The sequence below is a fragment of the Burkholderia sp. Bp9140 genome (assembly GCF_003853425.1).
Lineage (GTDB): Bacteria > Pseudomonadota > Gammaproteobacteria > Burkholderiales > Burkholderiaceae > Burkholderia.
Genome location: NZ_QTPQ01000007.1, coordinates 170,820 through 185,725, shown reverse-complemented (window position 1 = coordinate 185,725; position 14,906 = coordinate 170,820). Strand labels below are relative to the sequence as shown.

Sequence of the window (14,906 nt, the reverse complement as noted above, 5' to 3'; positions counted from 1 at the left end):
ACCCATCCCGCCCGTGCGGCTCGAACCTATTTCGCCGACAGCTTCCGCCACAGCGTCGTCTTGCTGATGCCGAGCATCGCGCACGCGCGATCGCGGTCGCCGCCGCACGCGTCGAGCACCGCGCGGATCTCGTCGGCTTCCGCGCGGCGGCGGCGCGCGTGCAGCGTCTGCGCGTCGTCGGCATCGGCCGCGTCGGGCGTCGCCGCGAACAACTCCGGCGCGATCGCCTGCAGCGCATCAGGCGCGAGCGCGGCGCACACGGCGCCCGGATCGCGCTCGTCGACTTCCTCGGCCAGTTCCACCGCGATCCGCTCGACCACGTTCTGCAACTCCCGCACGTTGCCGGGCCATCGGTAGCGCGAAAGTGTCGCCTGCGTCGCGTCGAGCACGCGCATCGCATCGCCGACCTCGCGCACGCGTTCGGCCAGCCGCGGCTCGCGCCGCGCGGCCTGCACGAGCAGCGTGGCCGCGAGCGCCGGAATGTCGGCGGCGCGCTCGCGCAGCGGCGGCAGGCCGACGTTCAGGATGTTGAGCCGGTAATACAGGTCCGCGCGGAACGTGCCGGCTTCGACGGCCGCGAGCAGCGGCCGGTGCGTCGCGGCGATCACGCGCACGTCGATGCGGATCGGCTCCGTCGAGCCGAGGCGGATCACCTCGCGCTCCTGCAGCACGCGCAGCAGCCGGCTTTGCAGCGACGGCGGCATTTCGCCGATCTCGTCGAGAAACAGCGTGCCGCGGTGCGCGGCCTCGAACAACCCGGTCTTGCCGCCGCGCCGTGCGCCGGTGAACGCGCCTTCCTCGTACCCGAACAGCTCGCTCTCGAGCAGCGCTTCCGGAAACGCGCCGCAGTTGATCGCGACGAACGGATAGTTGCGCCGCACGGACAGCGCGTGCAGGCTCTGCGCGATCATTTCCTTGCCGGTGCCGCTCTCGCCGAGCACGAGCACGGTCGCGTCGGATTTCGCGTAGCGACGCACGAGATCGCGCGCGCGCGTCATCGGCGCGGACGCGCCGATGACATCGTCGAGCGCGTAGCGCGCCGCGAATTGCTGCGTGTTCGGCTGCGAACGCAACGCGCGGTCGAGCCGTTCGACCGCGCGCGATTCCTGGAACGTCAGCACGCTGCCCGACGTGACGCCGCGATCGACGAGCGGCCCGCGATGCACGACGTAGCGCACGCCGCGCACCGTCGCGAGTGCGTCGCCGTCCTCGCCGCGCAGCGTGCGCAGCTCGGGCCGCAGGTCGACGAGCGCGCGGCCGACGGCTGCCGCGGGTTCGACCCCGAGCGCCGACGCGAGCCGCTCGTTGATCGCCTCGACGCGGCCGCGCGCATCGAGCGCGACCACGCCGTCGCGCAGGTGCTGCAACAGGTTGTCGAGCCGCTGGCGGCGAAACGCCTCGGCGTGCGTCGCGTATGCGACTTCGAGCGCCGTCTCGACCGCCTTGCGCACCGACGCATGCGAATACAGGAATACCGCGCCCATGCCGGCGCTCGCCGCGAGATCGGTGACGAGGCCGGGGCCGACGATCGTCTCGATGCCGCGGTCGTGCAGGTCGTGCACGCAGGCTTCCGCTTCCTGCGCGGACTGATATGACGCAAACTGCACGTCGAGGCCGTAGGCGGCGACGAAGCGGCGCACCTCGGGCGGCGTCTCGCCGGCGCTGACGAGCGCGATCCGCGACGCGTCGCGCCGGGCGCGCGCGAGCGCCTGCATCACGTCGAAGCCGGTCGGCGACACGACCACGACCGGCACCTGCGCGCGCGTTTTCAGGAAGCCGCCGTTCGAGCCGGCCGCGACGATCACGTCGGGCCGCGCGGTGCCGGCTTCCGCGATCGCGCTCAGCGCGTCTTCGTAGGCCCGCGTGACGATGCGCACGTCGGCGCGTTCGTCGAATTCGCCGGCGATCTCGCGAAACAGGTCGCGCAGGCGGCTGATGCCCATCGCCCAGATACGCGGGCGCACCGTGCGGTCGGCGGGGCCGACGGGCTTGGTCGAGGAGAGGTCCATGGCGACCGATTATGCGCGCGCGATTTCATTTTTGAAACATGGAATTGCCAAATTGAAATATTCGGACGATTCATCACCTCTGCCGGTTGCTTAAGAATCAGTGGGTTAGCGGCATTTCGCGAGCTGGCCCGGTCCTTGCTGTTAATGGGCATTCCTTCAGGAGGCCGTTCATGAGCAACACGCATCTTCAGAGCGCCGGCGCGAAATTCCGCGCGGCAGTCGCGGCCGAGCAGCCGCTGCAGGTGGTCGGCGCGATCACCGCGTACGCAGCCAAGATGGCGCAGGCCGTCGGCTTCAAGGCCGTCTACCTGTCGGGCGGCGGCGTCGCCGCGAATTCGCTCGGGATTCCCGATCTCGGCATCAGCACGATGGAAGACGTGCTGATCGACGCGAACCGGATCACCAACGCGACCGACCTGCCGCTGCTCGTCGACATCGATACGGGCTGGGGCGGCGCGTTCAACATCGCGCGCACGGTCCGCTCGTTCATCAAGGCCGGCGTCGCGGCCGTCCACCTCGAGGACCAGGTCGGCCAGAAGCGCTGCGGCCACCGTCCGGGCAAGGAAGTCGTGCCGACCGAGGAAATGGTCGATCGCGTGAAGGCCGCGGTCGATGCGCGCACCGACGACCAGTTCGTGATCATGGCCCGCACCGACGCGGCCGCGGCCGAAGGGATCGACGCGGCGATCGAGCGCGCGATCGCTTACGTGGAAGCCGGCGCCGACATGATCTTCCCGGAAGCGATGAAGACGCTCGACGACTACCGCCGCTTCAAGGCGGCTGTGAAGGTGCCGATCCTCGCGAACCTGACCGAGTTCGGCTCGACGCCGCTGTTCACGCTCGACGAACTGCGCGAGGCGAACGTCGACATCGCGCTGTACTGCTGCGGCGCGTATCGCGCGATGAACAAGGCCGCGCTGAATTTCTACGAGACGCTGCGCCGCGACGGCACGCAGAAGGCCGCCGTGCCGACCATGCAGACCCGCGCCGAGCTGTACGACTTCCTCGGCTATCACGCGTACGAGCAGAAGCTCGACGAGCTGTTCGCGCAGGGCAAGAAGTAACGTGCCCGCCCGCCGGGACGCGTGTCCCGGACGCTTTGCATGATCGGACGCAGTGCTGAAGCGCCAGGTCCGGTCGACAGCCTTGCATGGGACCGCGCCAGGTGCTGAAGCGCCAAGCGCGGTCGACATTGATCCCCATTGGAGAACGGAAACATGAGCGAGACGAAAGACGCAGCAGCACCGGCCGCCGCTGGCGCATTCAAGCCGAAGAAATCGGTGGCGCTGTCGGGCGTGACGGCCGGCAACACGGCGCTGTGCACGGTCGGCAAGACCGGCAACGACCTGCACTACCGCGGCTACGACATTCTCGACGTCGCCGAATCGTGCGAGTTCGAGGAAATCGCGCACCTGCTCGTGCACGGCACGCTGCCGAACCTGACCGAACTGGCCGCCTACAAGTCCAGGCTGCGCGCGCTGCGCGGCCTGCCGAACGCGCTGAAGGCCGCGCTCGAGCAGATTCCGGCATCGGCCCACCCGATGGACGTGATGCGCACCGGCGTGTCGGTGCTCGGCACCGTGCTTCCGGAGAAGGACGACCACAACCTGCCGGGCGCGCGTGACATCGCCGACCGCCTGATGGCGTCGCTCGGCTCGATGCTGCTGTACTGGTATCACTTCTCGCACAACGGCAAGCGCATCGAGACGGAAACCGACGACGACTCGATCGGCGGGCACTTCCTGCACCTGCTGCACGGCAAGACGCCGTCGAAGTCGTGGGTCGACGCGATGCACACGTCACTGATCCTGTACGCGGAGCACGAGTTCAACGCATCGACGTTCACCGGCCGCGTGATCGCGGGCACGGGCTCGGACATCTACTCGGCGATCACCGGCGCGATCGGCGCGCTGCGTGGGCCGAAGCACGGCGGCGCGAATGAAGTCGCGTATGAAATCCAGAGCCGCTACAGCTCGCCGGACGACGCCGAAGCCGACATCCGCCGCCGCGTCGAGAACAAGGAAGTCGTGATCGGCTTCGGTCACCCGGTCTACACGATCTCCGATCCGCGCAACAAGGTGATCAAGGGCGTCGCGCACAAGCTGTCGAAGGAAGCCGGCGACCTGAAGCTGTACAGCATCGCCGAGCGCCTCGAATCGGTGATGTGGGATGCGAAGAAGATGTTCCCGAACCTCGACTGGTTCAGCGCCGTGTCGTACCACATGATGGGCGTGCCGACCGCGATGTTCACGCCGCTGTTCGTGATTTCGCGCACGTCCGGCTGGAGCGCGCACATCATCGAGCAGCGCGTCGACAACAAGATCATCCGCCCGAGCGCGAACTACACGGGTCCGGAAGACCTGCAGTTCGTGCCGATCGAGAAGCGCTGAAGCACCAGCCGCGCGCGCCGGCGCCCGTGATGCGGGCGGCCGGCGCGCGCGAGACGCCATACCCCGAATTCAGCCCCACATCATGAATACCGCCTACCGCAAACCCCTGCCCGGCACGTCGCTGGACTTCTTCGACGCGCGTGCCGCGGTCGAAGCGATCGCCCCCGGCGCGTACGACACGCTGCCGTACACGTCGCGCGTGCTCGCCGAAAACCTCGTGCGCCGCTGCGATCCGGCGATCCTCGCCGATTCGCTGAAGCAGATCGTCGAGCGCAAGCGCGAACGCGACTTCCCGTGGTTCCCGGCGCGCGTGGTGTGCCACGACATCCTCGGCCAGACGGCGCTCGTCGACCTCGCGGGCCTGCGCGACGCGATCGCCGAGCGCGGTGGCGACCCGGCGAAGGTGAACCCGGTCGTGCCGGTCCAGCTGATCGTCGACCACTCGCTCGCCGTCGAGTGCGGCGGCTTCGATCCGGACGCGTTCGCGAAGAACCGCGCGATCGAGGATCGCCGCAACGAGGATCGCTTCCACTTCATCGAATGGACGAAGCAGTCGTTCGAGAACGTCGACGTGATTCCGCCGGGCAACGGCATCATGCACCAGATCAACCTGGAGAAGATGTCGCCGGTGATCCAGGCGCAGGACGGCATCGCGTATCCGGACACCTGCGTCGGCACCGACAGCCACACGCCGCACGTCGATGCGCTCGGCGTGATCGCGATCGGCGTGGGCGGCCTGGAGGCGGAGAACGTGATGCTCGGCCGCGCGTCGTGGATGCGCCTGCCCGACATCGTCGGCGTCGAGCTGACCGGCAAGCGCCAGCCCGGCATCACCGCGACCGACGTCGTGCTCGCGCTGACCGAGTTCCTGCGCAAGGAAAAGGTGGTCGGCGCGTATCTGGAATTCCGTGGCGAAGGTGCCGCGAGCCTCACGCTCGGCGACCGCGCGACGATCTCGAACATGGCGCCCGAATATGGCGCGACGGCCGCGATGTTCTTCATCGACGGCCAGACGACCGACTACCTGCGCCTCACCGGCCGCAGCGACGAGCAGGTGAAGCTGGTCGAGACCTACGCGAAGGCGGCGGGCCTGTGGGCCGACACGCTGAACAATGCGCAATACGAGCGCACGCTGACGTTCGACCTGTCGAGCGTGGTGCGCAACATGGCCGGCCCGTCGAACCCGCACAAGCGGCTGCCGACGTCCGATCTCGCCGCACGCGGGATCGCCGGCCCGTGGGAAGAGCAGGCGGGCGAGATGCCCGACGGCGCGATGATCATCGCCGCGATCACGAGTTGCACGAACACCAGCAACCCGCGCAACGTGATCGCCGCGGCGCTGCTCGCGCGCAACGCGAACGCGAAGGGCCTCGCGCGCAAGCCGTGGGTGAAGAGCTCGCTCGCGCCGGGCTCGAAGGCGGTCGAGCTGTATCTGGAAGAAGCGAACCTGCTGCCGGAACTGGAAAAGCTCGGCTTCGGCATCGTCGCGTTCGCGTGCACGACCTGCAACGGGATGTCGGGCGCGCTCGATCCGAAGATCCAGCAGGAGATCGTCGATCGCGACCTGTACGCGACCGCCGTGCTGTCCGGCAACCGCAACTTCGACGGCCGCATCCACCCGTATGCGAAACAGGCGTTCCTCGCGTCGCCGCCGCTCGTCGTCGCGTATGCGATCGCCGGCACGATCCGCTTCGACATCGAGAAGGACGTGCTCGGCCACGACCAGGACGGCAAGCCCGTCACGCTGAAGGACATCTGGCCGACCGACGAGGAGATCGACGCGATCGTCGCGTCGAGCGTGAAGCCCGAGCAGTTCCGCAAGGTCTACGAACTGATGTTCGCGCGCACGGCCGATGCGGGCGAGCGCGCGGCCCCGCTGTACGACTGGCGTCCGCAGAGCACGTACATCCGCCGTCCGCCGTACTGGGAGGGGGCGCTTGCCGGCGAACGCACGCTGACGGGCATGCGCCCGCTCGCGGTGCTCGGCGACAACATCACGACCGACCACCTGTCGCCGTCGAACGCGATTCTCGCGAGCAGCGCGGCCGGTGAATACCTGGCGAAGATGGGCCTGCCGGAAGAAGACTTCAACTCGTACGCGACGCACCGGGGAGACCACCTGACCGCGCAGCGCGCGACCTTCGCGAACCCGACGCTGATCAACGAGATGGCGGTCGTCGACGGCGCGGTGAAGAAGGGCTCGCTCGCGCGCGTCGAGCCGGAAGGCAAGGTCATGCGGATGTGGGAAGCGATCGAGACGTACATGAATCGCAAGCAGCCGCTGATCGTCGTCGCCGGTGCCGACTACGGCCAGGGTTCGTCGCGCGACTGGGCCGCGAAGGGCGTGCGGCTCGCGGGCGTCGAGGCGATCGTCGCCGAAGGGTTCGAGCGGATCCACCGCACGAACCTGATCGGGATGGGCGTGCTGCCGCTCGAGTTCAAGCCGGGCACGAACCGCACCACGCTCGGCATCGACGGCACCGAGACCTTCGACGTGATCGGCCAACGGATGCCGCGCGCCGATCTCACGCTCGTGATTCACCGCAGGAACGGCGAGCGTGTCGAGGTGCCGGTGACGTGCCGGCTCGATACGGCCGAGGAAGTGTCGATCTACGACGCGGGCGGCGTGCTGCAGCGTTTCGCGCAGGACTTCCTCGAATCGTCGCAGGCGGCTTGACCGGGTCACACAGGGACAACGCAAACATGGCTCACATTCCTCAAATCAGGATTCCGGCGACCTACCTTCGCGGCGGCACCAGCAAGGGCGTGTTCTTCCGGCTGCAGGACCTGCCGGATGCCGCGCAGACGCCGGGCGCCGCGCGCGACGCGCTGCTGCTGCGCGTGATCGGCAGCCCCGATCCGTACGGCAAGCAGATCGACGGGATGGGCGGCGCGACGTCGTCCACCAGCAAGACGGTGATCGTGTCGAAGAGCACGCGGCCCGGTCACGACGTCGACTACCTGTTCGGCCAGGTCGCGATCGACCGCGCGTTCGTCGACTGGACCGGCAACTGCGGCAACCTGTCGGCGGCGGTCGGTCCGTTCGCGATCAGCGGCGGCCTCGTCGATGCATCGCGCGTGCCGCGCGACGGCATCGCGACCGTGCGGATCTGGCAGGCGAACATCGGCAAGACGATCGTTGCGCACGTGCCGATCACGAATGGCGCGGTACAGGAGACGGGCGACTTCGAGCTGGACGGCGTCACGTTCCCGGCCGCCGAAGTACAGCTCGAGTTCATGGACCCGGCGGCGGACGAGGAGGGGGCGGGCGGGTCGATGTTCCCGACCGGCAACCTCGTCGACGACCTGGTCGTGCCCGGCATCGGCACGCTGAAGGCGACGATGATCAACGCGGGGATTCCGACGATCTTCGTCGAGGCAGAAGCGATCGGCTATACGGGCACCGAGTTGCAGGACGCGATCAACGGTGACGCCAAGGCGCTCGAGAAGTTCGAGACGATCCGCGCGCACGGTGCGCTGCGCATGGGGCTGATCGACACGCTCGATGAAATCGCGACGCGGCAGCACACGCCGAAGGTCGCGTTCGTCGCGAAGCCGGCCGATTACGTTGCGTCGAGCGGCAAGCGCGTGAACGCGGGCGACGTCGACCTGCTGGTGCGCGCGATGTCGATGGGCAAGCTGCACCACGCGATGATGGGCACGGCGGCGGTCGCGATCGGCACGGCCGCGGCGATCCCCGGCACGCTGGTCAACCTCGCGGCGGGCGGCGGCGAACGCAATGCAGTGCGCTTCGGGCATCCGTCGGGCACGCTGCGCGTCGGCGCGGAAGCGCAGCTAGAGAACGGCGAGTGGACCGTCACGAAGGCGATCATGAGCCGCAGCGCGCGCGTGCTGATGGAAGGCTGGGTGCGGGTGCCGGGGGATGCGTTCTGACGCACGACTGTTACCGCGTGCAACCCTTCGGCGGTGAATGGAGCACCGATCCCTGCGAGGCGAACCCGCTGCGCAGGGATTTTTCGTTTGACGCTGATCGACCGCGAAGCATCGGACCCGCGTAAGCGATGATGGACTGACGCGGGTCGACCGCGAAGCATGGGACCCGCGTAAGCGATGAAGGACTGACGCGGGTCGCCCGCGAAGCACGGGACCCGCGTAAGCGATGAAGGACTGACGCGGATCGACCGCGAAGCATGGGACCACCGTAAGCGCTAAAGCGCTAACGGTGGTCGACAGGAGAATCGTATGTCGCTTGATGCCCCGCTTTCCGGCGTCCACATCGTCGAATTCGAAGGTCTCGGCCCCGGCCCGCTCGCGGGCTGGATGCTCGCCGGGATGGGCGCGCGCATCACGCTGGTCGCACGTCCGGCCGGCCGCACGAGTGCGCCGGATGCGTTGCAAGGCCGCGACGGCGACCTGCTGCGCGAAGGCAAGACGATCGTCGAACTCGATCTGAAGACACCGGACGGCCGCGATGCGGCGCTCGCGCTGATCGCGCAGGCCGATGCGCTGGTCGAGGGGCTGCGACCGGGCGTGATGGAGCGTCTCGGCCTCGGGCCCGACGCGTGTGCGCGCCGCAATCCAAAGCTCGTGTACGGACGGATGACGGGCTGGGGCCAGGACGGGCCGCTCGCGACCGCCGCCGGACACGACCTGAACTACGTCGCGCTGACGGGGCTGCTGTCGCTGTCCGCGCCGCGCGACGGCCGGCCCGGCGTGCCGCCGACCGTCGTCGGCGATGCCGGCGGCGCGCTCGGGCTCGCGTTCGGAATCGTCTGCGCGCTGTTCGACGTGCGCGGCGGCGGCCCGGGGCGTGTGGTCGACGGCGCGATCGTCGACATCGTGTCGATGCTCGGCTCGCTCGCGCTGTGGGCGCGCGCGAACGGCCAACTCGACGGCGCGCAGCCGAGCCTCTTCCACGACGCGCCGTTCTACGACGTGTATCGCTGCGCGGACGGCGAATGCGTGACGATCGGCGCGCTCGAGCCGCCGTTCTATGCGCTGCTGGTCGAGCGGCTCGGGCTGACCGACGTCGAGCCGGCGTCGCAGTACGACCGCGCGCGCTGGCCGGCGCTGAAGACGCGTTTCGCCGAGGTATTTGCGCAGCAGCCGTCCGCGCATTGGCGCGCGCTGCTCGAAGGCAGCGACGCGTGCTTTGCGCCGGTGCTGAGCGTGGCCGAAGCGGTCGAGCATCCGCACAATGCGGCGCGCGGAATCTACCGTACCGACGCGGACGGCAACGTTCGGGCGCATGTGGCGCCGAGATTCTTGCCGCTGGCGGGGGACGGTGCGGAATAGGTGCGCCGGATCGCCGATTCGGAAGCGCTACTCGGGAGATGCGCTTCAGCGCTGGACTGTGAATTCGATGAGAGCCAAATTTGGTGCTAAATTTAGCTCTAAATAGAGTAAAATTGGACTTCGATCGATGAAGGAGTCCGATATGCCTCACACCATCCTGGCCAGTATTACCGCGAGCGTTTCGGAACTGAAGCGCAACCCGATGGGAACCGTAGCGGCGGGCGAGGGCTTTCCGGTTGCGATTCTGAATCACAACGAGCCCGCGTTCTATTGCATCCCGGCGAAGACGTGGGAAGCGATGGTCGAACGTCTCGAAGATATCGAAGACAATGCGCTCGCCAATGCGCGTGCGAAAGACAAGGTCGTCAAGGTCGGTCTGAATGACCTTTGAACTTGCCTTTCTCGAGCCTGCGTTGAGAGAGTGGAAGAAGCTTGATCGCACCATCCGCGATCAGTTCAAATCCCGACTGGCCGAGCGGCTCGAGAATCCCCGCATTCCGTCGGCCAAGCTGCATGGCCATCCGGACCGTTACAAGATCAAGCTGCGCAGCGTCGGCTACCGACTCGTCTACGAAGTGCGCGATACGGAAGTGATCGTACTGGTCGTCGCAGTCGGTCGCCGTGATCGAGATGCCGTCTATCTTGCCGCGATGAAGCAATAGACCGGACGACGCCCGGCGCGCGTGCTGCCGTCGCTTGCGGGCGATGTTGCATCGCTCGTGTTCGGACATGCGATCGACGAAATGGGGGAGTCCACGCGTCTCCGCCAGCTACAAATACATGTCACGACGATGAATCGCAAGTCAATTTTTCGTATGGCAATCCTTATCAATAGAGGCAACCATCCCAAGGTACGTGACCGCTTCAAATGGGGCTCCCCGTCAGACAACATTTTCAGCGTACCGGAGAAGCGGCGTGAGGTCATCGTTCGATGGAAAATCCGTCATAGGAGAACTGGGAAAATCGTCGACGGTGGTGAACGCGGGCGCTACAACTCGGTATGGGTGTCGACGGCCGCGCACGGTAGCACGGTATCCTGGACGCACGATCCCGACGACCCGAAAGCGAGCGGGGGAAAGGCATACCGATGAAATCTGCAGTGATGTGGGCGGCTATCCTGGCGGCCTTCGCAAGCAGCGCCCATGGCTCGACGACCTACGGCAGCTATGACGCGTTCTATGCAGCCCAATCGCGTGCGGCGTTTGGCGGCCCGATCGAGCACGACGCAAGCGTTTTATATTCCGATCGAGGCGGGGATATCTACGGAGATTTCAGCGTCGAGTCGGACGGGAAGACCGTACACGTCGAACTGGCGGGGAACCGCATCGCGATTGGCGGAAAAATCCATCGCTTTTCGAATGCCACGACTTTCCCGGGTGAGCATCCAGTTGAAATTTACCCTGGCAGCGCCAGCGTATTTTTTGCCCAAGGCATGCGCCATCGCCCGTCCGCTCTCTGCGTGGAAGGAAGCGGCAGCGGGTCGGGCGAAGCGAACCGCCACCAGCAGATTTACCTGCTGATCAATCCGTTTGCGGCGAAAAAGCGCGTGACGTTCCTTCATTTGCCCAGCCTGCTTTCGTCCTGTCGGGCTGTATTGGCAACACAGGACGGAAAGCTTGCCTTTCCGAAGAACACCTATCTGCTGGACGATGCGCAGGCGTCTCGCATTGGCCTTCTCATGTCGTACTACGCTTTTGAAAAGAGACGCTTCGTCCCCGTCCTGAACGACATTCGGCTTCGATTCATGCGTCCGGACGTTCCATTTCAATTTTCGGTTCAGGACAAGGAATAAGGCTCGCCGAAGCAGATCGGCGGCGAACCGTTCTCACGCCGTTTCCTCCGGCGCGTCCGGCATCTTGCCGTCGCCGACCCGATTGATCGTGCCTTGCGCGATCGCGACGAGCCGCTCGTGATCGCCGTCGATGACGAACACATGACACTGGCAGGTCGCCTGGTGCCGGCCCGCGTAGACAACCTTCGCGCGCGCGACGAGCGTGCCGTTCACGGCCGGCCGCAGGTAGTTGATCTTGTATTCGGCGGTGATGACGCGCGGGCCGAGCACGAGCGCGCCGGCGAACGTCAGCGCGTTGTCGGCGAGATAGCCGATCACGCCGCCGTGCACGAAGCCGTGCTGCTGCCGCAGTTCTTCCCGCACGGGCAGGCACAGCGACACCTCGTTGTCGCCGATATGCATCAGCTCCGTGCCCAGCAGCATGCTGAACGGTTGCGCGCGCAATGCGCCGCGCGCGTGGTCCGTGATGTCCGTCATCGACTGCCTCGCAATCCGTGTCCGCTTGCGCTGAACTCTAGGAAGGGGGCTGCGGATAAGCAAGGAAATTCGTCCGCATTTCGCGCAATTGCTGGCGCGATGCGACGCGATTATTGCGCCGAGCGCGCGAGTTGTGCTCGTTTGCGGGCGATTCGGCGGTAATGACGGAGATGCCCAGGCCGGAAGCCTAAAGTCCGACGAAGAAATGCCGCTAATGCCGGGGCATTGCTCCATCGTCGGCTCTCCAGGAATCTCCCCCCATGTTCGGAAAAATCAAGCTCGCGTCGGGTCTGCTCGGCGTGTTGACCGTGTTTTGCCTCTTTCTGTTCGCGATCGAGGCGCTCGGCTTCTGGGCGCTCGCGTCGACGCGCAGCGGCGTCGACGACCTGTCGAACGTCGCGATCGCGCAGGTCGACGCAGCCAGCCAGGCGACCGAGCGGCTGCTCGACGCACGCGTGAACCTGTCGCGTGCCGGCACGCGGATGGTGCGCGGCGGCCCGAAGCCCGACGAGATCATCCGCCACGCCAGCGCTTCGCTCGCCGAAGCGGACAAGGCGTTCGGTGCGCTGACGGCCGCGCGGGCCGTCGATGCAACGAACCGCGCGCGCGTCGCGGCGCTCGCCGAGCGCTATCGCGCGCTGCGCGGCGCGCTCGGCGAACTCGTGCAGTTCCTCGACGCCGACAACATCCAGGCGTTCCTCGACCAGCCGACACAAGGCTTCCAGGATGCGTACCTGGCCGAACTGCACCGCTTCGCCGACTACGGCGGCGCGTCGAGCCGCGCCGCGCTCGACACGATCGACGGCGGGATCCAGTGGTTCAAGTGGGTCGGCATCGTGCTGCTGGTGGCGATGCTCGCGGCGAGCGTGGCCATCTACGCGGCCGCGCGGCGCGCGGTGGTTGCGCCGCTGGACGACGCCGGCCGCCATTTCGAGCGGATCGCTCAGGGCCGGCTCGACGAAGCCGTGCGGGCGGGCGGCGTGTTCGAGATCGACCGGATGCTGCGCGGCCTCGCCGCGATGCAGGCGAGCATCGCGGACACCGTGCGTACCGTGCGTCACGCGTCCGACGCGATCCACCTCGGCGCGGGCGAGATCGCCGGCGGCAACGCGGACCTGTCCGCGCGCACGGGCACGCAGGCCGCGTCGCTCGAGGAAACCGCCGCGAGCATGGAGGAACTGACCGCGACGGTGCGCCAGAACACCGACAGCGCGCGTGCGGCCAGCGCACTGGCCGACGCGGCGCTCGACGCGACGCGCCACGGCGGCGGCGTGGTCGACAGCGTGATCGACCGGATGCGCGGCATCGCGCAGAGCTCCGGGCGGATCGCGGAGATCATTTCGGTGATCGACGGCATCGCATTCCAGACCAACATCCTCGCGTTGAACGCGGCGGTCGAGGCCGCGCGGGCCGGCGAGCAGGGCCGCGGCTTCGCGGTGGTCGCGGGCGAAGTGCGCTCGCTCGCGCAGCGCAGCGCGCAATCGGCGAAGGAGATCAAGGCGCTGATCGAGGCGTCGGTCGCGCAGATCGACGGCGGCTCGGAACTCGTCGAGCGTGCCGGCGACGCGATGCGGACGGTATCGGCATCGATCACGCGCGTCGTGCAGACGATGTCGGAGATCACGGCCGCGTCGGTCGAGCAGAGCGTCGGCATCGAGCAGGTGAACCAGGCCGTCACGCAGATGGACCAGCTGACGCAGCAGAACGCGGCGCTGGTGGAGGAGGTCGCGGCGGCCGCCGCGTCGCTGAACGACCAGACCGCGCACCTGATGCAGGCGGTGTCGGTCTTCGAGCTGGGCGACGCGCGCGCTCGCGGTGTTCGCGATGAGCGCGCGGCGTCGTCGTTTGCCGGCGCCGGTTACGACACGGCGGGCAGCGCCGCGTAAGCGGTCGCGAGGTGGTAGGGTGTCGTCGACGGCATGTCGGCGCGCGACACCTGCCCGTCGGCCGTCTTGCACTCGAACCAGCCGCGCGGATGCAGGAAGCGCGCGGCGAAGCGCTCGATCTGCTGCGCGAGCGGCGCGGAGCCCGGCGTGCCGCCGTGCGTCGCGAGCGCGCGCAGGTATTCGGTCTGCGCCCAGATCCGCTGCGTGCCGTCGATGCATGTGCCTTGCGCGTCGACCGCCGCGCACACGGCGCCCGTCTGTGGATCGATGCCGTGCTGTTCGGCGAATGCGAACGCGCGCGCGAGCGCGTAGGGGAGCCCGGTCTGCGCGAGCCGAGCGCCGGCCGCGTCGACCAGATAGAACCATTCGAACTGGTGGCCGGGCTCGAAGCGGTTGTCGGCCGCCCCGAGCGGCAGCTCGGCGACGCAGCCGGTCGCCGGATCGACGAACGTGCGCTCGACGGCCTGCGCGGTGCGCGCGAGCGCATCGTCGAACGCCGCGTCGCCGAACGCATCGGCGGCCGCGAGCCATGCTTCGGTCAGGTGCATCAGCGGGTTCTGCAGCGCGCCGCTGCCCGACGACGAGAAATCGGCGTGACGCGCGGCGTCGAGCAGCGCGTCATCCGGCTGCGGCGCGAAGCGGTCCTGGATCAGTGCGGCGGTGTCCTCGGCGACCGTGCGCGCGGCGGCGTCACCCGACGCCGCATGCCATGCGGCGCACGCGAACACGACGAACGCGTGCGTGTACAGGTCCTTGCTCGTGTCGAGCGGCGCGCCTTGCGCGTCGACGCTGTAGAACCAGCCGCCGTGGCGCGGGTCGCGGAAGCGGCCGCACAGCGAGTCGAACAGGGTGGCCGCGTGCGCGGTGTTGCCGGCCTGCGCGAACACGAACAGTTGCCGCGCACACGCCATGGCGCGATAACGGGTGACGGGCAGCGGTGCATGGGTGGCCGGATCGACGGCCTCGAACGGCAGCCGCAGCGTGCGGTCGAACCCTGAACCCTGCCAGATCGGCAAGATGACGTGCGCAAAATGGTCGCGCAATCGGGCGGCCTGGGCGGAAGCGGAATCGGGAACGGACATGGCGGGAATGAACG

The 14,906-nt window shown here is 67.5% G+C and carries 12 protein-coding genes; 9 read left to right on the top strand and 3 right to left on the bottom strand.

Going from position 1 to position 14,906, the window contains the following annotated elements; all coding sequences use genetic code 11:
• Positions 1 to 26: 26 nt before the first annotated feature.
• Positions 27 to 2,009: a propionate catabolism operon regulatory protein PrpR gene (prpR, locus tag DIE21_RS08645; protein ID WP_124497299.1), complete on the bottom strand. Its 1,983-nt coding sequence runs from the start codon at positions 2,007 to 2,009 to the stop codon at positions 27 to 29.
• Between the two features lie 170 nt (positions 2,010 to 2,179).
• Between prpR and prpB the strand changes: the two genes are divergently transcribed.
• From prpB to DIE21_RS08600, 8 genes are all read left to right on the top strand, one after another.
• Positions 2,180 to 3,073 carry a methylisocitrate lyase gene (gene prpB, locus DIE21_RS08640; protein WP_057925585.1) on the top strand — a complete coding sequence of 298 codons (894 nt, stop codon included), beginning with the start codon at positions 2,180 to 2,182 and terminating at the stop codon, positions 3,071 to 3,073.
• A gap of 153 nt (positions 3,074 to 3,226) precedes the next feature.
• Positions 3,227 to 4,399, top strand: a complete 1,173-nt coding sequence (gene prpC, locus DIE21_RS08635; RefSeq protein WP_124497298.1) for a 2-methylcitrate synthase — start codon at positions 3,227 to 3,229, stop codon at positions 4,397 to 4,399.
• An 82-nt stretch (positions 4,400 to 4,481) separates the two neighbouring features.
• A complete protein-coding gene (gene acnD / locus DIE21_RS08630) occupies positions 4,482 to 7,076 on the top strand; it encodes a Fe/S-dependent 2-methylisocitrate dehydratase AcnD (RefSeq protein WP_124497297.1) in 2,595 nt (864 codons plus the stop codon).
• A 26-nt stretch (positions 7,077 to 7,102) separates the two neighbouring features.
• A complete protein-coding gene (gene prpF / locus DIE21_RS08625) occupies positions 7,103 to 8,293 on the top strand; it encodes a 2-methylaconitate cis-trans isomerase PrpF (protein ID WP_124497296.1) in 1,191 nt (396 codons plus the stop codon).
• A gap of 309 nt (positions 8,294 to 8,602) precedes the next feature.
• Positions 8,603 to 9,655, top strand: coding sequence for a CaiB/BaiF CoA-transferase family protein (locus DIE21_RS08620; protein WP_124497295.1), 1,053 nt, complete (start codon positions 8,603 to 8,605; stop codon positions 9,653 to 9,655).
• Between the two features lie 142 nt (positions 9,656 to 9,797).
• On the top strand, positions 9,798 to 10,046 hold the full coding sequence (locus DIE21_RS08615) for a type II toxin-antitoxin system Phd/YefM family antitoxin (protein WP_124497294.1): 249 nt from the start codon (positions 9,798 to 9,800) through the stop codon (positions 10,044 to 10,046).
• Positions 10,036 to 10,317 carry a type II toxin-antitoxin system RelE/ParE family toxin gene (locus DIE21_RS08610; RefSeq protein WP_124497293.1) on the top strand — a complete coding sequence of 94 codons (282 nt, stop codon included), beginning with the start codon at positions 10,036 to 10,038 and terminating at the stop codon, positions 10,315 to 10,317. Before DIE21_RS08615 ends, DIE21_RS08610 begins: the two co-directional genes overlap by 11 nt.
• 425 nt (positions 10,318 to 10,742) lie before the next feature.
• Complete coding sequence (locus tag DIE21_RS08600) at positions 10,743 to 11,447, top strand: hypothetical protein (protein ID WP_124497292.1); 705 nt, start codon at positions 10,743 to 10,745, stop codon at positions 11,445 to 11,447.
• 33 nt (positions 11,448 to 11,480) lie between these two features.
• On the opposite strand, the gene DIE21_RS08595 is transcribed toward DIE21_RS08600, so the two are convergent.
• Positions 11,481 to 11,924: a PaaI family thioesterase gene (locus tag DIE21_RS08595; RefSeq protein ID WP_059467287.1), complete on the bottom strand. Its 444-nt coding sequence runs from the start codon at positions 11,922 to 11,924 to the stop codon at positions 11,481 to 11,483.
• A gap of 260 nt (positions 11,925 to 12,184) precedes the next feature.
• On the opposite strand from DIE21_RS08595, the gene DIE21_RS08590 reads away from it, so the two are divergent.
• Complete coding sequence (locus tag DIE21_RS08590) at positions 12,185 to 13,810, top strand: methyl-accepting chemotaxis protein (RefSeq protein ID WP_124497291.1); 1,626 nt, start codon at positions 12,185 to 12,187, stop codon at positions 13,808 to 13,810.
• Here the strand turns inward: DIE21_RS08590 and DIE21_RS08585 are convergent.
• Positions 13,783 to 14,892, bottom strand: coding sequence for an AGE family epimerase/isomerase (locus tag DIE21_RS08585; RefSeq protein ID WP_124497290.1), 1,110 nt, complete (start codon positions 14,890 to 14,892; stop codon positions 13,783 to 13,785). The two genes, DIE21_RS08590 and DIE21_RS08585, sit on opposite strands and share 28 nt — an antisense overlap.
• Positions 14,893 to 14,906: the final 14 nt, after the last annotated feature.